This window comes from Pseudomonas sp. GW823-FHT02E01 (genome assembly GCF_058797535.1).
Window position 1 is genome coordinate 568,252 of sequence record NZ_JBXAJS010000003.1, and the last position, 26,281, is coordinate 594,532.

19 protein-coding genes are annotated in these 26,281 nt (G+C 59.6%); 7 read left to right on the plus strand and 12 right to left on the minus strand.

The genetic code is table 11. The annotated features are described in order from the left end of the window. Nucleotides 1-129: 129 nt before the first annotated feature. Nucleotides 130-543, minus strand: a complete 414-nt coding sequence (locus tag AC1RDQ_RS09815) for an AprI/Inh family metalloprotease inhibitor (RefSeq protein WP_218495769.1) — start codon at nt 541-543, stop codon at nt 130-132. 81 nt (nt 544-624) lie between these two features. Continuing rightward, on the minus strand, nt 625-2,082 hold the full coding sequence (locus tag AC1RDQ_RS09820) for a serralysin family metalloprotease (protein WP_057714794.1): 1,458 nt from the start codon (nt 2,080-2,082) through the stop codon (nt 625-627). A gap of 573 nt (nt 2,083-2,655) precedes the next feature. On the opposite strand from AC1RDQ_RS09820, the gene AC1RDQ_RS09825 reads away from it, so the two are divergent. Continuing rightward, nucleotides 2,656-3,312: a lysozyme inhibitor LprI family protein gene (locus tag AC1RDQ_RS09825; RefSeq protein ID WP_057714793.1), complete on the plus strand. Its 657-nt coding sequence runs from the start codon at nt 2,656-2,658 to the stop codon at nt 3,310-3,312. A gap of 43 nt (nt 3,313-3,355) precedes the next feature. Here the strand turns inward: AC1RDQ_RS09825 and AC1RDQ_RS09830 are convergent, their stop codons facing one another. From AC1RDQ_RS09830 to AC1RDQ_RS09845, 4 genes are all read right to left on the minus strand, one after another. Then, nucleotides 3,356-4,441, minus strand: a complete 1,086-nt coding sequence (locus tag AC1RDQ_RS09830; RefSeq protein WP_492587092.1) for a polyamine ABC transporter substrate-binding protein — start codon at nt 4,439-4,441, stop codon at nt 3,356-3,358. 71 nt (nt 4,442-4,512) lie between these two features. Continuing rightward, nucleotides 4,513-4,854 (minus strand): cupin domain-containing protein, encoded by a 342-nt coding sequence (locus AC1RDQ_RS09835; protein ID WP_090455273.1) that lies wholly within the window; start codon nt 4,852-4,854, stop codon nt 4,513-4,515. A gap of 29 nt (nt 4,855-4,883) precedes the next feature. Then, nucleotides 4,884-6,290 carry an NAD(P)/FAD-dependent oxidoreductase gene (locus tag AC1RDQ_RS09840; protein WP_492587093.1) on the minus strand — a complete coding sequence of 469 codons (1,407 nt, stop codon included), beginning with the start codon at nt 6,288-6,290 and terminating at the stop codon, nt 4,884-4,886. A gap of 50 nt (nt 6,291-6,340) precedes the next feature. Then, nucleotides 6,341-7,156, minus strand: a complete 816-nt coding sequence (locus AC1RDQ_RS09845) for a helix-turn-helix transcriptional regulator (protein ID WP_492587095.1) — start codon at nt 7,154-7,156, stop codon at nt 6,341-6,343. 266 nt (nt 7,157-7,422) lie between these two features. On the opposite strand from AC1RDQ_RS09845, the gene AC1RDQ_RS09850 reads away from it, so the two are divergent. Beyond that, a complete protein-coding gene (locus AC1RDQ_RS09850; RefSeq protein WP_057716601.1) occupies nt 7,423-7,695 on the plus strand; it encodes a DUF1652 domain-containing protein in 273 nt (90 codons plus the stop codon). Between the two features lie 123 nt (nt 7,696-7,818). On the opposite strand, the gene AC1RDQ_RS09855 is transcribed toward AC1RDQ_RS09850, so the two are convergent. After that, complete coding sequence (locus tag AC1RDQ_RS09855; RefSeq protein ID WP_492587097.1) at nt 7,819-10,293, minus strand: UvrD-helicase domain-containing protein; 2,475 nt, start codon at nt 10,291-10,293, stop codon at nt 7,819-7,821. A 279-nt stretch (nt 10,294-10,572) separates the two neighbouring features. Here AC1RDQ_RS09855 and AC1RDQ_RS09860 point away from each other — a divergent pair, with 279 nt between their 5' ends. Beyond that, a complete protein-coding gene (locus AC1RDQ_RS09860; RefSeq protein WP_102670283.1) occupies nt 10,573-11,268 on the plus strand; it encodes a pirin family protein in 696 nt (231 codons plus the stop codon). Between the two features lie 213 nt (nt 11,269-11,481). Here AC1RDQ_RS09860 and pgm read toward each other — a convergent pair whose 3' ends face one another. The 4 genes from pgm to AC1RDQ_RS09880 all read right to left on the minus strand — a co-directional run bounded on the left by pgm (nt 11,482) and on the right by AC1RDQ_RS09880 (nt 17,744). Then, the gene (gene pgm, locus AC1RDQ_RS09865; RefSeq protein ID WP_492587098.1) at nt 11,482-13,128 is read right to left on the minus strand and encodes a phosphoglucomutase (alpha-D-glucose-1,6-bisphosphate-dependent); all 1,647 of its coding nucleotides are present in this window, start codon (nt 13,126-13,128) and stop codon (nt 11,482-11,484) included. A 112-nt stretch (nt 13,129-13,240) separates the two neighbouring features. Next, nucleotides 13,241-14,641 (minus strand): aminotransferase-like domain-containing protein, encoded by a 1,401-nt coding sequence (locus tag AC1RDQ_RS09870; RefSeq protein ID WP_492587158.1) that lies wholly within the window; start codon nt 14,639-14,641, stop codon nt 13,241-13,243. Nucleotides 14,642-14,681: 40 nt separating this feature from the next. Continuing rightward, nucleotides 14,682-16,172, minus strand: coding sequence for a hypothetical protein (locus tag AC1RDQ_RS09875; RefSeq protein WP_407515495.1), 1,491 nt, complete (start codon nt 16,170-16,172; stop codon nt 14,682-14,684). Between the two features lie 549 nt (nt 16,173-16,721). Next, entirely contained in the window at nt 16,722-17,744 is a 1,023-nt protein-coding gene (locus tag AC1RDQ_RS09880; RefSeq protein ID WP_090455285.1) for a zinc-dependent alcohol dehydrogenase family protein, read from the minus strand. Nucleotides 17,745-18,014: 270 nt separating this feature from the next. Here AC1RDQ_RS09880 and AC1RDQ_RS09885 point away from each other — a divergent pair, with 270 nt between their 5' ends. The 4 genes from AC1RDQ_RS09885 (at nt 18,015) to AC1RDQ_RS09900 (ending at nt 25,115) form a co-directional block, all read left to right on the plus strand. Next, nucleotides 18,015-18,932 (plus strand): LysR family transcriptional regulator, encoded by a 918-nt coding sequence (locus tag AC1RDQ_RS09885; RefSeq protein WP_090455287.1) that lies wholly within the window; start codon nt 18,015-18,017, stop codon nt 18,930-18,932. 316 nt (nt 18,933-19,248) lie between these two features. After that, a complete protein-coding gene (gene mexE, locus AC1RDQ_RS09890; RefSeq protein ID WP_057714781.1) occupies nt 19,249-20,502 on the plus strand; it encodes a multidrug efflux RND transporter periplasmic adaptor subunit MexE in 1,254 nt (417 codons plus the stop codon). Between the two features lie 12 nt (nt 20,503-20,514). Then, entirely contained in the window at nt 20,515-23,694 is a 3,180-nt protein-coding gene (locus AC1RDQ_RS09895; protein ID WP_492587100.1) for an efflux RND transporter permease subunit, read from the plus strand. Beyond that, nucleotides 23,694-25,115 carry an efflux transporter outer membrane subunit gene (locus tag AC1RDQ_RS09900; protein ID WP_492587101.1) on the plus strand — a complete coding sequence of 474 codons (1,422 nt, stop codon included), beginning with the start codon at nt 23,694-23,696 and terminating at the stop codon, nt 25,113-25,115. The genes AC1RDQ_RS09895 and AC1RDQ_RS09900 overlap by 1 nt, the downstream gene beginning before the upstream one ends. A gap of 214 nt (nt 25,116-25,329) precedes the next feature. Here AC1RDQ_RS09900 and AC1RDQ_RS09905 read toward each other — a convergent pair whose 3' ends face one another. Then, the gene (locus AC1RDQ_RS09905) at nt 25,330-26,277 is read right to left on the minus strand and encodes an HlyD family secretion protein (protein ID WP_223502544.1); all 948 of its coding nucleotides are present in this window, start codon (nt 26,275-26,277) and stop codon (nt 25,330-25,332) included. Nucleotides 26,278-26,281: the final 4 nt, after the last annotated feature.

Below are 26,281 nucleotides of genomic sequence, written 5' to 3' on the forward strand. Positions count from 1 at the left end.
CGCGGGCGAGGTTCCAGTTAACTGTCCGCACACGGTCGAGACATTGTTTGCCCGTTATCGTTTACAAATAACGAACAATGTTTTGTGATCGATAAAGTGCCGGGGGATTGCGCTTGACTGCTTTTGCGGCTAACGCGTCGGCCGCTTGAGGGTAATGATCCGACCCGACTGCAAAGTACCTTGATAAAGCCCTTCGAACTGACGGTTGAAAAACAGGATTTTTGAGCCTTCCTTGCCGGTGATTGCAATGCCGTCCGGTTCGGGAAACCAGCCGATCGCCTGCTCCCCAAGCCAGGCGGTGAAACAGTCCGCGCCAGCACCCAGGGTTTGATTTGGCTGAAAGTCGATCAAGCATTCATTCGAAGCAACGAGCGGTGATTTGTCCGTGTCTTGCGCGGCTCTTAGCGTAGCCAGCCAATTGCCAGCCAACTCTGACGGATCCGCCAGTTTCAGACTGCTTGCCATGGTTTCCTCTCCAAAAAACATCATCAACGCTGCCAGTAGCCACGCGCTTGTCTTGCGGGAAAAGACGCTGTGCGTCATAGGTTCTTGTACTCCGGGCCGCAACCCTGCTTACGGTAAGAGAGCAGCGCATCGGGCGCCGCCCTCCTTGTTCACCTCACATCAAGCCACGATGTCCGAGTACGCCGCCTGGCCCACGGTACTGACCAGGAAATCAGCCGCGCCATGCCCCGAGAAGTCGATCGACAACAAACTGTTGCCGCCCGAGGTGCTGAGCACCGCATCGCCCACCGCCCCGGTGAAGGCGCTGACAAAGTGCAGGCCCGCGCCGTTGGTGATGCCGGTCAGGTCGATCTTGTCCAGACCGCTGACAAAGTCGAGGATCTGGTCGACCGTACCTGGCCTGGAGTCACTGCTGGCCGCAAACACGAAGGTGTCCGAACCTGCGCCGCCCCACAGTTTGTCCGCGCCGCCAGCGCCGTAAAGGATGTCGTTGCCGGCACCGCCTTTGAGCTCGTTGGACACGTTGTTACCGATCAGCAAGTCGTTGCCAGAACCGCCAATGGCGTTCTCGACGGTGACACCCTTGGCGATGGAGACGTTACCCACCAGGCCGCCGACGTCCGAGAACGACGTTTCATTGAGGTTGATCTTCTGGTTCTGGGTAAACCCGGAAAAGTCCAGGGTGTCCTTGCCGCCTGCATCCCAGACCGAAAACACCACCTTGTCCGCCGAAGAAGACGCGCCAAGGAAGTCGCGACCGGCGTTGGAGTTGAAACCGTAGGTAGTGTCGCCGGTGCGAGTGGTGGTGTTGGCACCGTAGAGCTGCTGAATGGCAGCGATATCGTCAATCAGCGGGCCGGACGCGTAGGCTTCGACGCCGCCCTTGCTGAAGTTCTGACTGGTATTGCTTTCACTCCAGTAGCTCATGACGCTGTAGCCGCGGGTGTCTTGCCCATAGGACGCGTCATTGTAGGTCGGTGCACCCTCGCCGGCGTTGTAGTCGCCGGGGTGGGCCAGGCCCAGGGAGTGGCCGATTTCGTGGGTCAGGGTTTGCCGGCCATAGTTGTTCAGGTCCGGGGTCTTGTTGGGCGTGTAACTGCTGTTGATCAGGTACCAGGAAGTCCCGTCGTAACCGGCCCCGGTACCAGGCAGGTAGGCAAACGCAGCCGCACCGTCCTGACCGCCGCTGTAGTTGCCGAAGGTCATGTGGCCATCGCCGCCGCTGGCCTTGTCAGTGAAGGTAACATTGGCCACGTCGGCCCAGGATTGCATGGCGAGCACGGCCTGGGCTTTCTGCTGCGCGCTGAACTGACTGAACCCGGTAATCCCGTGCTTGTACATCGTGCTGGACGATGCCGAAGTCAGGAAGGTATAGGTCAGCTCTATTTTGCCGCTACCATCCTTGTCCTGGTAAGCAGCGCCGTCGCGCAGCAATTGGTTGGCTGCCTGATCGACGGAGAACGACGGTTTGCCATTGACCGTGAGGTTGCCGCCCCGATCATACTGATGGCTGAAACTATTGATCTGATTGAATGCAGAACTGCTTGCCGCCAATGCTGACAGTGGCAGCAGCACCTGTTCAGCGGAATCAATAGCGTGATCTTTTACTTTCGACATAAACACACTTCCTTGTTTAGCTATGGAACAGTTTTTGTCAGATAAAGACGATCCCTGGCGAGATCGTCCTATCACTCGCCCAATGAAGGCGTAGGAAAACTGACACAATTAGAAATCAAACGTCCACTACTTTTTTGACGTCAAATTTGCGCATTCAGGAATGTGCCCGTAAACAGTGGGCGTACTGAGAAAGTATTGAGTTAAAAAAATATTAGACGGGAGTTATTGTCGGACAATCGACAATTTAATTATTAAATATAGGTAAATTTCCGGGCACTCGAATCGTCCGACTATTTATGTTTAATCTGTTAAACATTTCAATGAAGTGATCACCTCTGAATACCGGGTTATCGCTCTTCGCGAGCAGGCAACGAATGACCATCAGGCAATAACCATTTCAGCTCCGCAAAGGCTGCACAACCGGCGTTGTCGCCCCACTGGAACCCTCCCCGGTGTGGCAGGTTTTGCACACTGCCTTAAACTGCGATACAGCCCATGAACGAATGACGGTGCAAGGGTTCGATGGATTGCCTTACACCACGGGCCTCACGAAATGATCCGGGTGAAGCCGACATGAAAATGGTCACGCCTCTTTTGGCCGCTCTCATCGCCGCCAGCGCGTGTGCGGTAATGAGCATTTGTGCGAATGCCGGGACGACTACGGTCCTGGCAACCAGCTTCGACTGCGCCAGGGCCAGCGCATCCGTCGAGAAGCTGATCTGTCGCGACCCACAGCTGAAGCGGATGGAGATTGAACTGACACGCCTTTATCGCCTGGCGCTCACGGACGATCATTCGGTACCGCGCCCCGACAAGGTCGAGATCGAACAGCGCTTCTGGGTCGACGCGCGAAATCAATGTGCCACCAAGGCAGAGCCCAAGGCCTGCACGATCCGCAGTTATGCCGAACGCGCACACCAGCTTCGCCAGGGTTCGGCCATTGCGAGGACCAAGGATCCAAGCAGGCTCACCGATGGCCCCGTAGCCTTTCGTTGCGCAGGATTGAACGCGTTGATTGCCGCTACTTTCTTCAATGTCGAGCCGCGTGTGGTGTACCTGAAATGGGCGAATACCTCTGCCACCCTTATCCAGGTACCGAACGATTATGCAAGCCAATACAACGGCAAGGATTTGCGGGGTAGCTACGGCTTTTGGCAAACCGGTGACGAGGCCCTGTTACAGATCCCGGGCTCGGGGCAAATGCGTTGTACGCTCGAGCCAGTTGGCTGATGGCGCATCGGGACATCCTTTCCCGGTGGCCTGATGCAGCTTGTCAGCTGCCGGTGCGGATCTTGTTCCAGACCCGGGTACGCACCCGGTCGATGTTCAGTGGCATGGCTTCCAGCGCAAACAGCTTGCCCATCATTTCAGGACTTGGGTAAACCTTGGTGTCGTTCTTGATCGCAGGGTCGATCAGGCTGTCGGCCTGCTCGTTGCCATTGGCGTAATGCACGTAGTTGCTGACGCTGGCCATGACGTCCGGGCGCAGCAGGTAGTCCATGAAGGCGTAGCCGGCCTTGTCGTCCGGGGCGTCGACCGGCATCGCGACCATATCGAACCAGATCGCTGCGCCTTCCTTGGGAATCGAGTAGCCGATGTTGATGCCATTGTTGGCTTCCCTGGCGCGGTTTTCCGCTTGCAGGATGTCGCCGGAGAAACCGACCGCGACGCAGATGTCGCCATTGGCCAGATCACTGGTGTACTTGGACGAGTGGAAATAGCTGACATACGGCCGCACCTTCATCAGCAGGGCTTCGGCCTTTTTGTAGTCTTCCGGGTTCTTGCTGTGATGCGGCAAACCGAGGTAGTTCAACGCGGCCGGCAGCAGTTCGGGGCCGTTGTCGAGGATGGCCACGCCGCACTTGTGCAACTTCTGCATGTTCTCGGGCTTGAAGATCAGGTCCCAGGAATCCACCGGGGCGTTGTCGCCCAGCACCGCCTTGACCTTGGCAATGTTGTAGCCGATGCCGGTGCTGCCCCACAGGTAAGGGAAGCCGTGCTCGTTGCCCGGGTCGTTGGTCTGCAATGCCTTGAGCAATACCGGGTTGAGGTTTTTCCAGTTCGGCAACTGACTCTTGTCGAGCTTCTTCAGTGCGCCGCCTTCAATCTGCCGGGCCATGAAGTGGTTGGACGGAAACACCACGTCGTAACCGGATTTTCCGGTCATCAGCTTGCCATCGAGGGTTTCGTTGCTGTCGTAGACGTCGTAGGTGAAGCCGATGCCGGTTTCTTTCTGGAAGTTTTTCGTGGTGTCTGGCGCGATGTAATCCGACCAGTTATAGATTTTGACGGTTTCGGCGGCCTGGCTGATGGATGCAACCAGCATCAGCGGAGCCAGAGTCAGGGTCTTTCGGATCATGAGTCGATTCCTGTAGAGGTTGTTGTTATTGGCAGGCAATCAAAAGATCAGCTTTCAAATTTCAAAAGCATTCAAAAAATCAAAACGTAGGTCTTGCGCACGGTTTCCTGGATGTCCCAGATACCGAGGCTATTGGCTGGCAGCATCAGCGCGTCGCCGGCCTCGATGTGCAGCGGTTCGCCGCCGTCGGGCGTGAAGGTGCAACGGCCCTGTATGAAGTGACAGAATTCCTGGGCGACGATCTGCCGCCGCCAGCGCCCGGGGGTACATTCCCAGACACCGGTCTCGACGCCGTCGTCGCGTTCGACGCTGGTGGTCGAAGCCACGGCCACGGGAGTTCCCAGGGGTACGACGACCGGATTGGACTCGTCCAGTTTCAGGGTTGCGGTGTTCTTGAATTGCGTGATGCTCATGGGGATACCTGTCGATGTAGAGACGCTGTTTAGTGCATGAAAGCTTCCATGAAACCGGCCACCCCGCTGGCCAGCCTGCGCCGCCAGGGCGCTGTGGCCGGGTTGGCCAGGGTCTGGTCCTCGTGGACAAAGCTGCGGATGATCGCGTTGTAGCCGAGCCAGCGGATCGGCTCCGGCTCCCAGGCCCGCAGTGCGTCGAGGCCGCGCTGGGGGATGACCCACGGTTGGCGTACCAGATCGGTGTCGCGCCCCAGTATCAGGTCGGCCAGCGTGCGGCCTCCCAGGTTGCTGGCGCCAACGCCCTCCCCGCCATAACCGCCCGACAGGGCAATGCCGTTGGCCCGGTCGCAAAGCATGTGTGGCTGGAAATGCCGGGACATGCCCAGGTTGCCGCCCCAGGAATGGGTGATCTGCACGTTCTTCAACTGCGGGAACAGTTCGCCGAACAGATAACGCCGCAGGTGTATTTCGTCAGCGCTCAGGTCGAAGTCGTGGCGCAGCTTGCCAGCGAACTGGTACCCGCCACGGGCGCCAAAGATCAATCGGTTGTCAGCGGTGCGTTGACCGTAGGTGACCTGGCGACTGGCCTCGCTGAATGCCTGGCCGTGACTCAGGCCGATTTCGTCCCAGATGGCCGCCGACAAGGGCTCGGTCGCGACGATCAGGCTCTGCACCGGCAACTGATAACGCCCCAATGGCGGCAGCGTCACGGAGTAGCCTTCTACCGCCGGCACCACCCAGCGACTGCGCACCGAAGCTTTGGCCGTGCGCAGACTGCCGGACTGCCAATGGGTGACCGGGCTGTTTTCGTAGATTCTGACGCCCAGGCGCTCCACCGCCCGGGCCAGCCCCCGTACCAGCCTGGCCGGGTGAATGGTCGCCACGTGCGGCGCGTAGATACCGCCGTAGGGTTTGGCGACGCGGATCTGTTGCGCCAGTTGTTCCGGGGTCAGCCAGCGATAGTGGATGTCGTTGAGGCCCTGGCGGTGGAGATCGTCCAGGTAGCGACGCAAGCTGGCCTCCTGCTCCGGATAGCGTGCGGCGCAATACAGCACCCCGCCTTTGCGGTAATCGCAGTCGATTCCCTCACGTTCGAGGACAATCTCCACTTCATCCGGAATGCTGTGCAACAAATCGTAGGAGGCGCGGCGCGCTTCGGCCGACAGTTTGGCCAGCAGGCGGTCTTCTCCCAGCAAATTGCCCATCAGCCAGCCACCATTGCGCCCCGACGCGCCGAAACCGGCGGTTTGCGCTTCGACGATGGCGATGTTCAGGTCAGGTTTGTGCCGCTTGAGGTAGTACGCGGTCCAGAGTCCGGTATAACCCGCGCCGATGATCGCCACGTCGACATCCAGGTCCCGCTCCAGCGCCGGACGTGCCAATAGCGGCTCGTCGAGCTGGTCCATCCACAAACTGATAGTGCGCCACGCCGGCATGCAAGACTCCGCCACTCAAACTTCGATGGCGTCGATCCTAGTGCGTGGGCTCAGGCGTTGTCTTGCGCGCGTGCACGCAAAGAAATTTGTTTGACGTAGGCCTTGGGGGACTGGCCGGTGTGCTGGCGGAAACAGCTGTAGAACGCCGACAGCGAATTGAATCCGGCGGCGAAGGCCAGTTCGTCGATGCGCACTGGCGGCATGGCGGCATCCAGCGCCGCAAGCAAATGTTGCAGGCGCGCCTGGTTGACGTAGCGGTAGAAGCTCTGGCCCAGCACCTGATTCAACAGGTAGGAAATCTGGTTGCGGCTGTAGCCACACTCCTTCGCCACTCGTTGCAGATCGAGCTCCGGGTCCAGATAAGGCTGTTGGCGCTGGAAATACTGCTGTAGGTCATCGGCCATGAAGCTCAGTTGGCGAGGCGACAGACCGAGCCGGCTGACCGCCGGGCGCTGGTTGCCGGACGTTTTGCTGCCGGGTTGTTCGTGCACCAATGAAGCATATTCATTGACCCGCCAGATCAGCCCGTCCTTGACGGTGATCGCTTCGCTGGCGCGGAACGACACCAAACCTTCACCACCGCGCAAGGTGATGCGGTACTGAATGAACGCAGTGTTGCCGTCCAGTCGAATGCGGTCGGAGTGCTCCAGCGCTTCATCCGGATCCCGGGGCATGCTGCTGCGCACATATTCGCGCAATTCGGCCAGGCCCATGACCCGGTTCTGGAAAAAGTCGTTGTACTGGACTTCAGGGTGATAAAGCGCCATGACGCCATCCAGATCCCGGTGCTTCCAGCGCAAGTGATAGCGCATGACCGTCTCACCCGTGGCCTGGGTTTGCAGCGGGCCATCATCATCGGCGTGCATTGAACATCTCGACGGGAAAAGGCCGAGCTTGCCCAACTTCCGTTTTGTCTTCAACGACTAAACCGATGATGGCTTGTGCCCGCAAATGGCCGATAAGCGTGACCTGAATCAAAAAAAGCGCCGGCAATCGCCAAACGACCTGAAAACTCCACATTGTTTTCACATCCGGATGCTACTTTTAAAAACTGTCACTGGTTGAACCAATGAAGGTTCTTCCCTCCTACCATGAGCTAACGGACGCGCTCGATAATGAAGGCGGGCAACACATGAATAAAGGGTTCAGTAAGGTTACGTTTCCAAACGCCTGCCAGCTGATGCGCTGGCATTTTCATCCCATGGGTTTCGAGGCGAGCATGGACGCGCCGGGCAGCATGATTGCCCGTCTTTTTGATCGTGCCACTGGCGAGACCATGATCGCCATTGCCGGTATTCCGTGCGCCACCGTCATGAATGCCGCGGATGTAGAACGAATAATCGAAGCGGTGGAGGACGAGCTTGAAGCCTTCATCCCACCGGAGGCCTTCAAGAGTTACGCCTGAAGGCTCAGTTGCTTGTAGGAGCGAGCTTGCTCGCGATGGTCGTTAACGATAACGCGTATTTACTGGCTAACCACGGCGCTCTTGAATCCATCGCGAGCAAGCTCGCTCCTACACCTACAGAAGTCAGGCGGTGATTTGGCTTTTACGATGGTCGACAAAAAACGCTTTGCCCTTGCCGATCCGGTCGGAGGCCTTGGGCATGTTCGCGGCCTGGGTGTCTTGTGCGTCGACGTACCAGTAGCAATGGCTGACAGCGCGGGTAATACCCACGTAGGCCAGCCGCAGGATCTCGTCCTTCTGGGCATTGTCATAGGGCTCGCTGTCGCCGGCCTTGCCCAGGCCCGCCATCCGGTAAACCTGATTCTTGAAAGGTGAACTGGTCAGGTGCTGGCAGTCGCCCAGCAAAAACACCGCATCGGCCTGGAGGCCCTTGGCGCTGTGATACGTCAACTGCTTGAGCCTGCGAGCCTCATACGGCAAGCTGGAATCAACATTAAGTACTGATTGAATATGCTCTTCTATCAATAACTTATCGCTGCTTTTTCGATAAAGCATCAAGATCGAATCGCCCTTTCGATAATGCTCCATCAGGCGTTGGGCCATGCCCTGGTCATCTCGATCAAGGACGTTCACCGGCAGCAATGCCTTGGGTTCACCGCTGGCCTTGGCTTTCTTCCCGGCAATCGCCGGTGCTGCGCGCACGATGTGCTCGGCGGCATCGATGATATGCTGGTGGCTGCGGTAGTTGTCGCTGAGCATGACCTTGGTGGTGCTCGGCGACGGGAACTCCTTGTTGAAATCCATGAAGTAGGTCGGCGAACTGCCGCGCCACCCATAGATGGACTGCCAGTCATCTCCCACACAGAGCAACGAGGAACGCTGGGCTGCGCGCCCGACGTGCATGGCCGGTCCGCGACTGCGGATCTCTGCCAGGCTGGCCCTGATCCAGGAGACGATCTGCGGCGAGACATCCTGGAATTCGTCGATCATCAGGTGTGACAGCGGCCGCAGCAGCTCATCGCCGAGCAGTTTGAGATTCTCCGGCGAATGTTCGCTGAACAGGGCGAACATTCGGTTGTAGGTCATGATCGGCGGCTTCTGATCCAGCAAATGATCTTCCAGCGCCCGCCAGTACAGACTCAAGGCTTCGAAGAAGAACCGGTCGGGATCGTCCTTGGCGAAACTCATCCGGGCCACGGCGCCCGGCACGTCCAGCCCGAGGTTTTCGATGAACCCGGCGGCGGCGACAAAACAATCGAGCAGTGGCGCTGAAGCGAGCTCGCCCTTGACCTTGTAATCGAAACCCGGCCCGGCGCTGGCATCACCGGCGAGCGAGGCCAGAACACGTCTTGATGACTCGTAACTATCTAGCCATATCAATGGCTTACGACAGAAAGCTTGAAACAGGGTGCGCTTTACTGCCCACTCTGCGCGCACCGTCAGCTTGGCATTTGGTCGCGTGACCTGCGGGTTCTCCCGAGGATCGAACCCCAGCACCACCCAGGCATCCAGGGACGGGATGTAGCCGTGACAATGGAATGTCGAACCGTTGATATCGAACGACTGGCGATTCGGTTCGATGCCCTTGATGGGCCAGGCACCGGCGCGAAACCACAGGTCCTCGATGGCGTCGCACAGCTCCTCGTCGCGTTTGGCCGCCAGTTCGGTAACGCCCATGCGTTTTTGCACATCCGGGTGATCGCGCTCCAGCTCCTTGAGTTGCAGCGCATGCCGGGACAATGGCTTGATCAACTCGCGAAAACGCTCATCGTCACGGTGCAGACGGTGATAGCAGGCGTTGAGCTGTTGGCGTTGGGCGTCGTTGATGCGCAGATCGAACGGATTGCTGTCGACCTCCTCGTCCCCCTGTGCAGCCCGCAGGCTGAGGTTCTCGAAAGCCTGCAAACGCTCGAAACCCGGAAGACTGCGCACCATTGGCAGGATCCGAGAGTGGAAGGTGCGCACCAGATCCCGCGCCTCCTTGAAACTGATCGCACGTCCCCAGAGCGCAAACAGTTCGATCAGCTTGTTGATGAAGTCCTTGCGCGACTCGCGGGTGAAGGTCACCACCGTCATCGAACTCAACTCGAAGCCCAGGTAATGGGTCAGAAGCAGGATACGCAGCACCAGCGTGGTCGATTTGCCTGCACCGGCGCCCGCGATCACCGAGGTGGACGGGGTGTCGCTGAAGATCATTTTCCACTGGGCGGCGCTGGGTTGGGCATGGGCTGGCAACAACCGGGCGACGTCAGCCTTCATGCGCTTTTTCAACTCGGCGCTCAATGGCAGGCGCCAATCGTCGAACAACAGATCATCGACATTCGGTGGTCGGTGCTCAGTGCAGCGCGAGTCGCGGATCAGCAGGACCTGCCGGCCCTCTTCCAGCCCCTCGAGCTTGCCTTCCCTGTAGCCGTAATCGACCCCGGCGCTGTGACCACTGCGAAAACCGTCAGCCTGGCCATGCAACCACGACGCCCGATGTTGTGCGTGCAGGCGGGTCAGGCTGTAGCCGAAGAATCGGGCAAGCAATCGCTTGATCAGCGGCATCTCGGCCAGGGGGCGAAGTTCGGGAGGGAGATCGGGGGTGTGTTGCGGCACGCGGACTGACTCCAGGGTGTGAGGCTGTTGAGCGCTATGGTGTCTGCATTTGCCGTTGAGTTCTAGTCAATTGCTTATGACTCATTGGCTTATGCGATGAAGTGAAGGTTGGATGAGAAACTTTCAAGTTCGTTATATATCAATCCATTCGATGGGAATGCAGCATTTTTTACGCTTTTTATCGATTGTTGCCTGTTGGATGATGGCCGTCATCACCCACCGGTCTCGCTTCGTGGCTCAGGCACCTGGCCCCATGACGAACCTTTTCTGGAGACGATCATGCTTGAACTCAGACCTTTCAACTCGCTCGGCGGTGCTCACCACGGCTGGTTGGATGCCCACCATCATTTTTCGTTCGCCGAATACTACGATCCCAAGCGTATGAACTGGGGCAACCTGCGGGTCTGGAATGACGACGTGATCGCGCCCGGCACCGGTTTCCCGCAACACCCGCACCGCGACATGGAAATCATCACCTATGTCCGCGAAGGCGCCATTACTCACCAGGACAACCTTGGCAACAAGGGACGCACCGAAGCGGGTGACGTCCAGGTCATGAGCGCCGGTACCGGGATCGCCCACAGCGAGTACAACCTGGAAGCGACGCCGACCAGGATTTTCCAGATCTGGATCATCCCGAACGAGTCCGGCCTGGCGCCGTCCTGGGGCGCCAAGCCGTTCCCGAAAGGTAACCGCGAAGGTTTTGTCACCCTGGCCAGCGGCAAGGAAGGCGACGATCAGAGCCTGCGCATCCGCGCCGATGCCCGGCTGGTAGCCGCGAACCTCAAGGCCGGCGAATCCGCCGAGTATCACCTGGACAACGGTCGTCGCGCCTACCTGGTACCGGCCACGGGTGTCATTGAGGTCAATGGCTTACGTGCACAAGCTCGAGACGGCGTAGCCGTTGCCGATGAGCAGGTGCTGCGGGTGACGGCCATCGAGGACAGCGAGATTGTTCTGGTGGATCTGGCTTGATTCGCTGAGCGCAATCCAAAAAAAGGGTGACCGTATTGGTCACCCCTTTTTTCGATGCAGCGAAATTCCTTGTGGCGAGGGGGCTTGCCCCCGTTCGGCTGCAAAGCAGTCGTGAATCCAGTCTATGCGGTGCTTCAGAAAAACCGCGGTTGCCGGTTTTAGGGTCGCTTCGCAACCCAACGGGGGCAAGCCCCCTCGCCACAGTGCCAGCGATCACTTTCCGGAAATGGCACCATCCACCAGCGTTTGCGCCTCGGCCACCAGTTGCTTGAGGTGGTCGTCGCTGACAAAGCTTTCGGCGTAGATCTTGTAGATGTCTTCCGTGCCCGACGGACGCGCCGCAAACCAGCCGTTCTCGGTCATGACCTTGAGACCGCCAATGGCCTGGTCATTGCCCGGTGCGTGGCTGAGGATGCTCTGGATCGGCTCACCGGCCAGTTGAGTCGAGGTGACCTGTTGCGGCGACAGCTTGCTCAGCAGCGCTTTCTGCTCCGGATTGGCCTTGGCGTCGACCCGTACCGAGAACGGCTCACCCAGTTCATCGGTCAAGGCGCGATACGCCTGACTCGGGTCGCGACCAGTCCGGGCCGTCATCTCGGCGGCCAGCAGGGCCGGAATCAAACCGTCCTTGTCGGTGCTCCAGACACCGCCGTCCTTGCGCAGGAACGAGGCACCGGCGCTTTCTTCGCCGCCGAAACCCAGGGAGCCATCGAACAGGCCGTCGGCAAACCATTTGAAACCCACCGGCACTTCGTACAGGCGACGATCCAGGCGTTTGGCCACGCGATCGATCAAGCCGCTACTGACCACGGTTTTACCCACGGCGGCATCGGCGCGCCATTGCGGACGATTCCGGAACAGGTAGTCGATGGCAACGGCGAGGTAGTTGTTCGGTGCCAGCAAGCCACCGGACGGCGTGACGATGCCATGGCGGTCGTGGTCCGGATCGCAGGCAAACGCCACGTCGAAGCGCTCTTTCAGGCCGATCAGGCCTTGCATGGCGTGGCTGGACGATGGGTCCATGCGGATCTGGCCGTCCCAGTCGACGGTCATGAAGCGGAAGGTCGGGTCGACCTCTTTGTTCACCACGTCCAGGTCCAGGCGGTAATGCTCGGCAATCGCCGACCAGTAGCGCACCCCTGCTCCACCCAGTGGATCGACACCCAGGCGCAGCTTGGCATCGCGGATCGCGTCGAAGTCGATCACGTTGATCAGGTCGGCGACATAGGTGTTGAGGTAATCGTGACGATGGGTAGTGCTGGCCTTCAGTGCCTGCTCGTAGCTGATGCGCTTGACGCCAGCGAGCTTGTTGGCCAGCAATTCGTTGGCCTTGGCTTCGATCCACTTGGTGATGTGGGTATCGGCCGGGCCACCGTTGGTTGGGTTGTACTTGTAGCCACCGCTTTGCGGCGGGTTGTGGGACGGCGTGATGACAATGCCGTCCGCCAGGCCAGTGGTGCGTCCACGGTTGTAGCAGAGAATCGCATGGGAAATGGCCGGTGTCGGCGTGTACTCGTCACCTTCGGCGATCATCACGGTCACGCCGTTGGCTGCAAGTACCTCGAGGGCACTGGCGCCGGCCGGCGTGGACAGCGCGTGGGTGTCGATACCGACAAACAGCGGGCCATCGATGCCTTGAGCTTCGCGATACAGGCAGATCGCCTGGCTGATCGCCAGCACGTGCCATTCATTGAAACTCAAGTCGAACGAGCTGCCACGGTGCCCCGACGTGCCGAAGGCAACGCGCTGGGTGGAAATCGCGGCATCAGGCTGGCCGGTGTAATAGGCCGTTACCAGTCGCGGGATGTCGACCAACAATTGTGCCGGTGCCGGTTTACCCGCAAAAGGACTGAGTGTCATGCAAAACCTCTGGAATAGAGTGGTTCAGGAATTGGGTCGCAGTTTACTGGCAGTTTGACCGCAAGGCGATGGGATCGATCCGCACAGTGGAGGTTGTTATTTTTTGTCTCACTCACTCGATTGATTCCAGGCGCAGCGCATCTCCCAGCAATCCCAGCGCGGCCGCCAGATTGTGATCGCCACCGAAGGTATGGCTCAGGCGCAGATGCTGTCCGTGCAGACCGTGGAGGCTGAACAACTCCCCTGGTGCGATGACCACCTGATGCGCCAGCAGGCGCTGGAACACACGACGGACATTGACCCGACGCAACGAGCGCATCCAGATCGTTGCACCACCGTGCGGCTCGACGAAATGCAAGGCATCACCCAATCGCTCCTGTAACAACAGGGTCATTTGATTCTTGCGGTCATTGAGCAGCCGCCGCAGCACCAGCAGGTGTTGGTCAATGCGACCGCTGCTATACAAACGGGCAATGGCTTTCTGGCGTATCGGCGAGAGTCGGAAGGACCGCAGCAGAAAGTGCCGTTGCAACTCGGCGCTCAAATGCCTTGAAAGCAGAAAACCGTAGGGCGCTTCAGGTCCGATGACTTTCTCGAACGTGGAAAACACCATCAACCGTTCAGGGTCCAGCAAGTCTCGAAAGCGCAGGGTGCCCAGGTCGAATCCGAGTTCGCCATAACAGTCGTTTTCCAGCACCCAACTGTCATGCGCGGCCAACAGCCGGGCAATGGCCTGCCTGTTGTGGTCAGGCGCCAGGCTGCCACGGGGCATGTTCAGAGCCGATGACAGCATCACCAGCCTTACCGGTTCGGTATCGAGCAGCATTTCAAGACGTTCCGGATCCAGACAGGCATCGGCTTGCACGGGCAACTCGATCACCCGCACGCAGGCGGCTTGAAACAAACGCAGGATCGTCCAGTCGCACGGCGATTCGACCACCACCGTAGCGTCTTTCAATCCCAGCACGGCGATCAGGATTTCCAGTACACCGCGCAGGTCGGCGCCGATGTAGACATCATCGGCGTGCCAGTAACGCATGGGAGACGTGGTGTAGCGTGCTGCCAGGGCGGCACGCAGTTCGAGTTCGCCGCAGGGTTGCGAAGGCGACTGCGGCTGGCGGGGATACTGGCGCAGCAACTCCCGCTCCAGCAGCAACAACGGGCTGTCCAGTGGCTGCAATAACGCCGGTTCATCGGCGCTCATGACCAGCATCCCCGGGCGCCTGGCATTGACGTAGACCGCTTCCAGCAGGTCGCTGCCGCTGTCCTGCAGGTTGATTGCGGACACTGGCAATGCGTAGTAACCGGACTTGGCCACCGAATACACCCGCCCTTCTTTCTCCAGCAGCGAATAGGCGTACTGAATGGTCGAGATCGACACATTCAGACGCTCAGCCAGGTGCCGCAGCGACGGCAGGCGGATGCGCGAATCCCCTTCAGACTCGTTGATCAGGCTGACCAGGTATCGATAAACCGCTTGATAGGCGAAATCCGTTTCTCGTGGACCTTTCATCGCCGAAGGCCATTTGCATTGACTGAAAATCCGCCCACGTTCAGTGACCCGCTGACCATTCATCCACCAACGTGCTGTCAGCATCAGGATCGTCCAGCGCATTTTGCGACACGGCCCTCGGGATGATTGCTTCAGCCGCCCCGCCAGCGTCTGCGGGCGTCCACTCCATGCGGTAAAGCCGGCCAATCAGGCTGACGGGCAATCCGCTGACATCAATCATCCATTGCATGATCTGTTCGGCGACCGGATGCCCCTGCATGGCCTTGTGCAACTCAGGCATGGCCACCAGCATGCCCGGATGGCACTGACGCAGAAAACGCTCGAGCCCCGCACCTTTTTCGGTAAAGGGCGCAAACAGCAGGCACACCAGTTGTGCTTCGCTCAGGCCCAGGTTCTTTTGTGCCTCGGCCGCCGCTCGGGCGCGCAGTTCGACCAGTGTCGCCGGATTGCCGAAGACCTCGATGGCCTGCTCGCACAATCGCTCGGGCAAGTGCTTGCGGCGCATCATCACCAAGGCCCGTTGCAGGTATTGCGCAACACCGGATTCGTAATTGCGATTCTGTACGAAGCACGCATGCAACCCTCGGACGTGCGCCGTGATCGACGGGCTGACGAATTCGTTGTCGCTGATCTGCGCGGACAGTTCGTCAGGCTGGAACCCGAGAAATTCAGTCAACAATGGCCAACGCTCTTCCAGGTTGCTGACCAGCAGGTCGTGAATGTCGATGCAGGCCGTACGACGGCAGGTTTCGAAGCGCTCTTGCGGACGCCACCGGGCCTGGCCGTAATCGGCGTAGAACCCGTGATAACAGTCGCTGCCCAGTTCATCGAGCAATGCAAACAACCCCGCATAACCCGGCTCGCCCGCAGGCGAAGGCTTGAGCCCTGCCTTGGTGGCGGCGCGCCTCAAGCCGTCGATGAACTGCTTTTGCTGACGCGGCGTGTCACTGATGAGCAAGGCGTCGACACCGCCGTCCCAGCGAGCGATTTGTCCGTAGAACTCTCCCGTGGCCAGATAACCGTCATCCCAAAGGTCGAACCCGCCGCGCCACTCCCGGCGATGGCCGATCAGCAGCAGGTTCAGGCGGCTGGACTCGCGGCCGGCGTCGGAGATCGGCGCCAGGTGGTTGAACGGCAAGACTTCCCGATCATCGACCATCAGTACCTCGACCCGAGGATCGTCATAGACAAACAATGCGCTGTTGGTCCGGTGCATGTTTTCCACGGCCGCGCCGCTTGTGCCGTTCAACCGTAACGAGGCGATGCGCAACTGGAATGTCGCCGGCGTCCGCGTGGCGATGGTCAACTGTGCAGCACGCAACAAAGCCAGGGTGTAGCAGTTGTCTCGGGCCCCGGACTGGATCGCCAACACCTTGTAATCGCCAATGTGCTCCATGCCCCCGGCCGCTACTGCCAGGCGCTGAATCAACAATTGCAATGCAGTGCGTTCGGCACGGGAGAAAAAACCCAGCAATCGCTGCAGCACTTGTTGATAGACATAGTTCATCGCTTGGTCATGGATGCTGGTCATCTTTATTTACCTGATACTCGTAAGTTCAATATCGTGCAGACAGCAAATCCCGTTGGACTGCCGGCGCGAATGGAGTCATGGACTTTATTGCCAAATGCTAACACTTGAATTTTCTTGAAATCATTTGAAACGATCGCAGCACCCCCTCGACTTAACGACAAAGGTGGGGCTGGAACGCCCTACTGGCAAGGGTTTGCTGATTAGAAACCGAAGTCCTAGGAAATATCCGACAAAGTCCCACAGACACTTAATACAAGAAACAAGGAAGGAAGTTGCAGCTGTCTTTTTGGCAACTAGCCAACGGCCAACTAATTTGGAGATTTGCACCGATGGCGCACATTGAAAAGTTTCAGCCTGACACCCGGCCATGACTCATTCCTTGAGATGAAAGTAATCATTCAATTATCAGGGCTTAGTGGCTGATTAGAAGCTACAGATTACGGGCAAAAACCAGTTCAGTTGCTGGACCGGCCTGCGGATCGACGGCTTTCGGGAGGGCTCAAACGAAAGAGTCCGTGTGGGCACGGACTCTTGGGAGGACTGTAAGTGCTACGCCGGCTCGACCTGCAGCGCGACCCGTTCGCGACACGGGCATTCGTCCATGTAGCGGTGTGCTTCGACAAACTCGGCAAACGGGAAGACCCGAGTCTTGAGCGGCAGCAGAACGCGGTCGGCGGTCAGCTGATTGATGTCGCGCAAGGCACGTTGCAGTGCGGCCTGGTCCTGGGTGATGCCCAGTTCCGGCTTGCCCGTGAAGTTGCCGATGCAGTGCACGAAGAACTGAATGTTCTTCTGGAACGCTGCGCAGGCCGGGAAAGGTGTCTGGTTGCCACCTTGCAGGCCGTACAGCACCAGGCTGCCGCGAGGCGCCAGCACATCGCCCAGCAACGACATCTGCGGACCGCCCAAACCATCGAACACCACATCTACGCCACGGTTATCGGTGATTTTGTTGATCCGCATCAGCAGATCTTCTTCCTCGGTGACGATCACTTTCTCGGCACCCAGCGACAGCAGGTATTCACGTTCCTCCTCGGTCTTGGTCGCGGCGATCACTCGAACACCCAAGGCCTTGCCCAGTTGTACGAACGAAGGTCCGGCGCAATGACTCGCGTCAGTCACCAGAACAAATTGCCCGGGCTTGACCCGTGCCAGATCGGCATAGGCGAAATAGGCGATCAACAACGGCGTGTAGTGCACGCTCGCTTCAATCGGGGTAAGCACATCCGGATAACGGGTGACTGCCGAGCGCGGCAGAACGATCTGCTCGCCGTAGACCGGATAGTCGTTCGGGCTTTGGGCCGGAAAGCTGGCGACCTTGTCACCGACCTCCAGGTCATCGACGCCATCACCGACAGCGGTGACGATACCGGCCATCTCCTGGCCAAGGCCTGAAGGCAGTCGGGCATGGGACGGGGCCAGGTTCTGACGCCAGAGAGTGTCATACCAACTGATGCCGATCGCCTCGACGCGCACCTGCACTTCGCCCGGTGCAGGCAGAGCCGTCGCATGCTCTTCGCATTTGAGCACCTCGGCTGGACCAAACTTGTGAAAACGTATCGTGCGGGACATCGCAAACCTCGCCAAATAAACCTCTAATGCCATGAACTCTAGCCGGGCTTTCAACCCAACACTATCTGTGGCTATTAATAGTCGACATGCCTGTCATTGATTCCGCAGCGGCGGCAACATCGTCAAATGTCGTAAGAAACCGAAGCAGCCTATGTAGGAAAAACTGAATTACCCGGTGCAGAGTACCAGTCTTTCCCCGTAATATTCCTGCTGGCCATTGTTCTCATATGGCCGCCCACGTCAAGCTTGCTGACTCTGCCAGGACTCCAGATGAATCGTAATGACCTGCGTCGTGTCGACCTGAACCTGTTGATCGTTTTCGAAACATTGATGCACGAACGCAGCGTGACCCGTGCTGCGGAAAAACTGTTCCTCGGCCAGCCAGCCATCAGTGCGGCGCTCTCGCGCCTGCGCGGCCTGTTCGATGATCCTTTGTTTGTGCGTACCGGCCGCAGCATGGAGCCGTCCGCCAGGGCGGTCGAGATCTTCGCCCTGCTCTCCCCGGCACTGGATTCGATTTCCACCGCCGTCAGCCGTGCGGCCGAGTTCGATCCTGCCACAAGTACCGCCGTGTTCCGCATCGGCCTTTCGGACGACGTCGAGTTCGCCTTGCTGCCAATGCTGCTCAAGCGCCTGCGTGCCGAATCGCCGGGGATTGTGCTGGTGGTACGTCGGGTCAACTACATCCTGATGCCGGGGTTGCTGGCATCCGGTGAGATATCCATCGGTGTCAGTTACACCACCGACCTGCCGGCCAACGCCAAACGCAAGGTACTGCGCCGCAGCCAACCGAAGCTGTTGCGCGCCGACACCGTGCCGGGGCCGTTGAGCCTGGATGATTACTGCGCTCGCCCCCATGCACTGGTGTCGTTCGCTGGCGACCTCAGCGGCTTCATCGATGAAGAGCTGGAAAAGCTCGGTCGCAAACGGCATGTGGTGCTCGCCGTTCCGCAGTTCAACGGGTTGAGCACCCTTCTCGCGGGCACCGACATCGTGGCGACGGTGCCGGACTACACAGCCGATGCACTGACTGCCGCTGGCGGAGTGCGGGCCGAAGATCCGCCGTTGCCGGTGCGCAGTTTCGAGTTGCACATGGCGTGGCGCGGATCCCAGGATAATGATCCGGGGGAGCGTTGGTTGCGGTCGCGGATTCAGATGTTTTTTGGGGATCCGGACAGTCTGGCCTGATCCTGATTTTGCAGGGCTTCTGGCCCTATCGCGAGCAGGCTCGCTCCCACAGGGATTTGGGAACAGCGAAGATCCAATGTGGGAGCGAGCTTGCTCGCGATGGCCGCGACACGGTTCCAGATCTGACTATTGCATCCAATGCAACACACAATTGTCATCAATCCAGTTGATGACGACCGAACACAAGGTGCAGGCTAGAGGGCTGGCTTGGGTCTTATATCATTCCGGATGATAGTTACCTTCGCCCCATTCGATTCGTGAGATACAAACCCGCCGCGCATCATTCGCCAATCTCAACACATTGGCGGATGCATCCATGGAACAGTCACTCAAACATTTGCGCTTCCCGTTGGCTTTGTTGGCCGTAGTGGTGATCAGCGCTTGCGGCAAGGCCCCGGAAACCGCCGCCAGCATGCCAGCGGCCAAGGTCAGCGTGGCCAAGGTGCTGGAACAGCCGGTCAACGAATGGGACGAGTTCACCGGCCGTCTTGAAGCGCCGGAAACCGTCGAGATTCGTCCACGGGTCTCCGGCCAGATCGATGAAGTGGCGTTCACGGAAGGCGCCCTGGTCAAGAAAGGCGACCTGCTGTTCCAGATCGACCCGCGTCCGTTCCAGGCTGAGGTCCGCCGCCTCGAAGCACTGGTTGCACAATCGCGCGCCAATGCCACCCGCAGCGAAAACGAAGCCCAACGCGGTGAGCGCCTGCGCACCAGCAACGCGATTTCCGCCGAACTGGCCGACTCGCGGACCAGCGCCGCCCAGGAAGCCCGCGCCGCGGTCGGCGCCCTGCAAGCGCAGCTGGATCTGGCCAGGCTGAACCTGAGCTTTACTCGTGTGACTGCTCCAATCAGCGGCCGCGTCAGCCGTGCGGAAATCACCGCCGGCAACCTGGTGACTGCCGACACCACCCCGCTGACCAGCGTGGTCTCTACTGACAAGGTGTACGCCTACTTCGACGCGGACGAGCGTGTGTTCCTCAAGTACACCGAGCTCGCTCGCCAGGGCAAGCGCGGCGCCACCACCCCGGTCTACATGGGCCTGTCCAACGAGGACGGCAACCCGCACCAGGGCGTGATGAACTTCGTCGACAACCAGGTCAACCCGAAGACCGGCACCATTCGTGGGCGCGCGGTGTTCGACAACAGCGATGGCAGCTACACCCCGGGCCTGTATGCACGCCTGAAACTGGTGGGCAGCGGCACTTACAGCGCCATGCTGATCAATGACGAAGCGGTCGGCACCGACCTGGGCAAGAAGTTCGTGCTGGTGATGGATGCCGACAACAAGACCGCCTACCGCGCGGTGGAGCTGGGTCCGAAGATCGAAGGTCTGCGCATTGTGCGCAATGGCCTGAACAAGGACGACACCATCATCGTCAAGGGCCTGCAACGGGTGCGTCCTGGCTCACCGGTCACCCCTGAAGTGATTCCGATGGCCAGCGAACAAACCCTAGCGGCACTCGCACAACAACGCCAAGCGCTGGAAGCCAGCAACCTGCCCCAAGTCGCGCCTGCCAGGGTTGCGCCGGGCACGGCTGTGAAACTGGCCGCCACGACCCCACGCGGTTAAGGGATTTTTACGATGAATTTTTCCCAATTCTTCATTTCACGGCCGATCTTTGCAGCGGTGCTTTCGCTGCTGATCCTGATCGCCGGCGCCATCTCGCTGTTCCAGCTGCCGATCAGCGAATACCCGGAAGTGGTACCGCCGACCGTTGTGGTTCGTGCCAACTTCCCGGGTGCCAACCCAAAAGTCATCGGTGAAACCGTGGCCGCTCCACTGGAGCAAGCCATCACCGGTGTCGAGAACATGCTGTACATGTCCTCGCAGTCCACCGCTGACGGCAAGATCACCCTGACCATCACCTTTGCGCTGGGCACTGACCTGGACAACGCACAGGTGCAGGTGCAGAACCGTGTGACGCGGACCGAGCCAAAACTTCCCGAGGAAGTGACGCGCATCGGTATCACCGTGGACAAGGCTTCGCCCGACCTGACCATGGTTGTGCACTTGACCTCACCGGACAAACGCTACGACATGCTCTACCTGTCCAACTACGCCTTGCTCAACATCAAGGATGAGCTGGCGCGTCTGGGTGGTGTCGGTGATGTGCAGTTGTTTGGCATGGGCGATTACTCCCTGCGTGTCTGGCTCGACCCGAACAAGACCGCTTCGCGCAACCTGACCGCCACCGATGTGGTCACGGCGATTCGTGAGCAGAACCGTCAAGTGGCGGCCGGTGCCTTGGGTGCGCCTCCTGCACCGAATGCCACGGCCTTCCAGCTGTCGGTCAACACCCAGGGCCGTCTGGTTTCCGAGGAAGAGTTCGAGAACATCATCATTCGCTCTGGCGACAACGGTGAAATCACTCGCCTCAAAGACATCGCTCGCGTCGAGCTGGGCTCCAGCCAGTACGCCCTGCGTTCGTTGTTGAACAACCAGCCGGCGGTGGCGATCCCGATCTTCCAGCGTCCGGGTTCCAACGCCATCGAAATCTCCAACGAAGTGCGGTCGAAAATGGCCGAACTGAAGAAGAACTTCCCCGAAGGCATGGACTTCAGCATCGTCTATGACCCGACGATCTTCGTGCGCGGCTCCATCGAGGCGGTGGTTCACACCCTCTTCGAAGCACTGATCCTCGTGGTACTCGTGGTGATCCTGTTCCTGCAAACCTGGCGCGCCTCGATCATTCCGCTGGTCGCTGTGCCGGTATCGCTGATCGGTACCTTTGCCGTGATGCATCTGTTTGGCTTCTCGCTCAACGCCTTGTCACTGTTCGGCCTGGTATTGGCGATCGGTATCGTGGTGGACGACGCCATCGTGGTGGTGGAGAACGTCGAGCGGAACATCGAACTCGGATTGACCCCGGTTGAAGCGACCAAAAAAGCCATGGGCGAGGTAACCGGCCCGATCATCGCCACGGCGCTGGTGCTGTGTGCGGTATTCGTTCCGGCGGCGTTCATTTCCGGCCTGACCGGCCAGTTCTACAAACAGTTCGCCCTGACCATCGCGATTTCCACGGTGATCTCGGCCTTCAACTCCCTGACCCTGTCGCCGGCGCTGGCCGCGGTATTGCTCAAGGGCCATGACACGCCGAAGGACCGATTCTCCAAGGTGCTGGACAAGATTTTCGGTGGCTGGTTGTTCCGTCCGTTCAACCGCTTCTTTGAAAAGGCCAGCCATGGTTATGTCGGCACCGTTGCCCGCGTGATCCGCTCAAGCGGTATCGCCCTGCTGCTGTACGCCGGCCTGATGGTCCTGACCTTCTTCGGTTTCTCCAGCACCCCGACCGGTTTCGTCCCCGGCCAGGACAAGCAATACCTGGTGGCCTTCGCGCAACTGCCGGATGCCTCGAGCCTGGACCGTACCGAAGACGTGATCAAGCGCATGTCCGAGCTGGCGCTGAAACAGCCCGGTGTGGAAAGCGCCGTGGCCTTCCCGGGCCTGTCGATCAACGGATTCACCAACAGTCCGAACGCCGGCATCGTGTTCGTGACCCTCAAACCGTTCGACGAACGTAAAGACCCGAGCATGTCCGCCGGTGCGATTGCCGGCGCCTTGAACGGCCAGTACGCGAATATCCAGGAAGCCTACATGGCGATCTTCCCGCCGCCGCCGGTACAAGGCCTGGGCACCATCGGTGGTTTCCGCCTGCAGATCGAAGACCGGGGCAACCTGGGCTACGAAGAGCTGTACAAGGAAACCATGAACATCATCAACAAGAGCCACAACGTGCCGGAACTGGCCGGCCTGTTCACCAGCTACACCGTGAACGTGCCCCAGGTCGATGCCGCCATCGACCGGGAAAAAGCCAAGACCCACGGCGTCGCCGTCAGCGACATCTTCGACACCCTGCAGATCTATCTGGGTTCGCTGTATGCCAACGACTTCAACCGCTTTGGTCGCACCTATCAGGTCAACGTTCAGGCCGAACAACAGTTCCGCCTCGAATCCGACCAGATCGGCCAGCTGAAAGTGCGTAACAACAAGGGCGAGATGATCCCGCTGGCGACCTTCATCAAGGTCAGCGATACCTCGGGCCCGGACCGCGTGATGCACTACAACGGCTTCATCACCGCTGAAATCAATGGTGCGGCAGCCCCCGGCTACAGCTCCGGCCAGGCCGAAAAAGCCATCGAGAAACTGCTCAAGGAAGAACTGCCCAACGGCATGACCTACGAATGGACCGACCTGACCTACCAGCAGATCCTGTCCGGTAACACCGCACTGTTCGTGTTCCCGCTCTGTGTGCTGCTGGCGTTCCTGGTACTGGCGGCTCAATACGAAAGCTGGAGCCTGCCACTGGCGGTGATCCTGATCGTACCGATGACCCTGCTGTCGGCCATCACCGGTGTGATCGCCTCCGGCGGTGACAACAACATCTTTACCCAGATCGGTTTGATCGTCTTGGTGGGGCTTGCCTGCAAGAACGCGATCCTGATCGTCGAGTTCGCCAAGGACAAACAGGAGGAAGGCTTGAGCCCGCTGGCAGCGGTCCTGGAAGCGTGCCGTCTGCGTCTGCGGCCGATCCTGATGACCTCCTTCGCGTTCATCATGGGTGTGGTGCCCCTGGTGTTCTCCAGCGGCGCCGGTGCCGAAATGCGCCACGCCATGGGTGTCGCGGTGTTCTCCGGGATGCTTGGGGTGACCTTCTTCGGTCTGTTGCTGACGCCGGTGTTCTACGTACTGATCCGTAACTTTGTCGAGCGCGGCCAGGCACGCAAAGCTGCCAAGGCCACCCTGAAGCTGGAGTCGCACTGATGAGTTTGAAAGCCTTCCTGCCGAGCCTGCTGGTACTGGCCCTGAGTGCCTGTGCCGTGGGCCCGGACTACAAGACGCCAACCACCGAGGCGGCCAACATCACGGCCGCCACCGATGGCGCCGCCGGCCAGAAGAACTTTGACCGTTCGCGTTTCGAAGGCATCTGGTGGCAGCAGTTCGAAGACCCGACCCTCAACCAGTTGGTGACGCAATCCCTGCAAGGCAACCGTGATCTGCGCGTCACCTTCGCCCGCTGGAAAGCGGCGCGGGCGATCCGCGATGATGTCAGCAACGACGCCATGCCGACCATCACCAGCCGCGTCAGCAGTGACCTGGGCAAAGGCCAGATTCCGGGCCAGACCACCGACCGGGTCAACAGCGAACGCTATGATCTGGGCCTGGACATGGCCTGGGAAATCGACTTGTTCGGTCGCATCCAGCGCAACCTGGAGTCGGCCAACGCCGAGCAACAGGCATTCGAGGCCGATCTTTACCAACTGCAAGTCACCATGATTGCCGAACTGGTGGACTCCTACGGGCAACTGCGCGGTGCGCAGTTGCGGGAGAAAATCGCCCTGGCCAACCTGGAGAACCAGCAGGAGTCGCGCAAGATCACCATCAGCCTGCGTGATGCCGGCGTCGGCGACCAGCTCGATGTGGAGCGCGCCGATGCGCGACTGGCGTCGGTTGAGGCCAGCGTGCCGCAGCTGCAGGCCGAACAGGTTCGGCAGAAAAACCGCATCGCCACCCTGCTGGGTGAACGTCCAGACAAGCTGACCGTGGACCTGAGCCCGAAAGACCTGCCGGCGATTACCAAGGCCTTGCCGATCGGCGATCCGGGTGAACTGCTGCAACGCCGTCCGGACATTCGCAGTGCCGAACGCCAACTGGCCTCGGCCACCGCGCGTATCGGCGTGGCCAAGGCGGATCTGTTCCCGCGGGTCAGCCTCAGCGGCTTCCTCGGCTGGACTGCCGGACGTGGTTCGCAGATCGGTTCTTCGGCGGCCAACGCCTGGGCGCTGGGCCCGAGCATCACCTGGGCCGCGTTTGACCTGGGTAGCGTAAAAGCCCGCATACGTGGCGCCGACGCCGATGCCGAAGGCGCCCTGGCGACCTACGAGCAGCAAGTGTTGCTGGCCCTGGAAGAATCGGAAAACGCTTTCAGCGACTATGGCAAACGCCAACAGCGCCTGATCTCGCTGATTCGCCAGAGCGAGTCCAGCCGCTCGGCCGCCGACCTGGCGCAAATCCGCTACCGCGAAGGCACGTCCGATTTCCTCGTACTGCTTGACGCCCAGCGTGAACGCCTGGCGGCCGAAGACACCCAGGCCCAGGCCGAGGTTGACCTGTATCGCGGTATCGTCGCGATCTACAAGGCCCTCGGTGGTGGCTGGCAGCCGGAGACGGTCGCGAGCAAGTAATACGGTTTTTAAAGCGCTCCTTTGGTTGGCCGCAACCAACCAATTTCCTTGCCCTGCGTCTCATTCGGTCGCGGGGCTTTTTTTGCCTTTTCCAGGCAACGTAAATCCCTTGTAGGAGCGAGCTTGCTCGCGAAGAACCAGAGAACACCGCGTTAATTCAGACTGCCCGCGTCATCGTTGACCACCCTCGCGAGCGGGCTCGCTCCTACAGGGATCAGGGGTGTTCCTGGACGGTCACCGTCGCGGTGGTCCCGGCGCGCAATTTGTCTTTACCGGCATAGTCGGCATCGATCTCGATCCGCACCGGCACCCGTTGCGCCAATTTGATCCAGGTGTAGCTGGGGTTAATGCTGGCCAGCAGACGGCCGCCCGGCAGGTTTTCCCGGTCGGCAATGGCGAAGGCAATACTCTGCACTTTGCCGCCGAACGTTTCGCCACTCATCAACTCGATCTTGACCCGGTCACCCTCCCCGATCCGCGGCAACTTGGTTTCTTCGAAGTAACCGCTGACATAGAACGACTCGCTGTCCACCAGCGCCAACAATGGGCCACCTGCCGAGGCGTAATCACCCTCCCGGGTCAGCAGATTGGTGACATAACCGGTCACCGGGGAGACGACATGGGTACGCTGCAAGTCGAGCTCGGACTGGGTCAATGCCGCGATGGCCAGTTGCACGTTGGCCTGGGCCAACACCAGACTGGCCTGATTACGCATCAAGTCGGCCTGGGCCACCGACACGTCGGTGCTGGCTTTCTCCCACTCTTCGCCGGAAATCGCTGAACGATCCTTGAGCGTGCGCCGGCGTTGCTCCTCGCTCTGACGTTGTTTGAGCAATGCTTCGCTGGAGATAATCGCCGCCTGGGCCTGCCCGAGCGAGGCTTTCGCCACCTCCACCGCGCGCCTGGCATGCTCCACCGCCAGGGTGTAGCGCGCCGGATCGATCTCCAGCAGCGCCTGGCCCTTGCTCACATGTTGGTTGTCCTGCACGGCCAGGCTGACGATTCGCCCCGAAACGTCGGCGGACAAGGTCACCACATCGGCACGCACCCGGGCATCCCGGGTCCAGGGTGCGCGGGTGTAATGCTCCCAGGCGAACCAGCCCAGGATGAAGGCCAGCAATACCACCGCCACCGTCGTGAGTCGGGAAAGGATGTTCTTCAAGGCT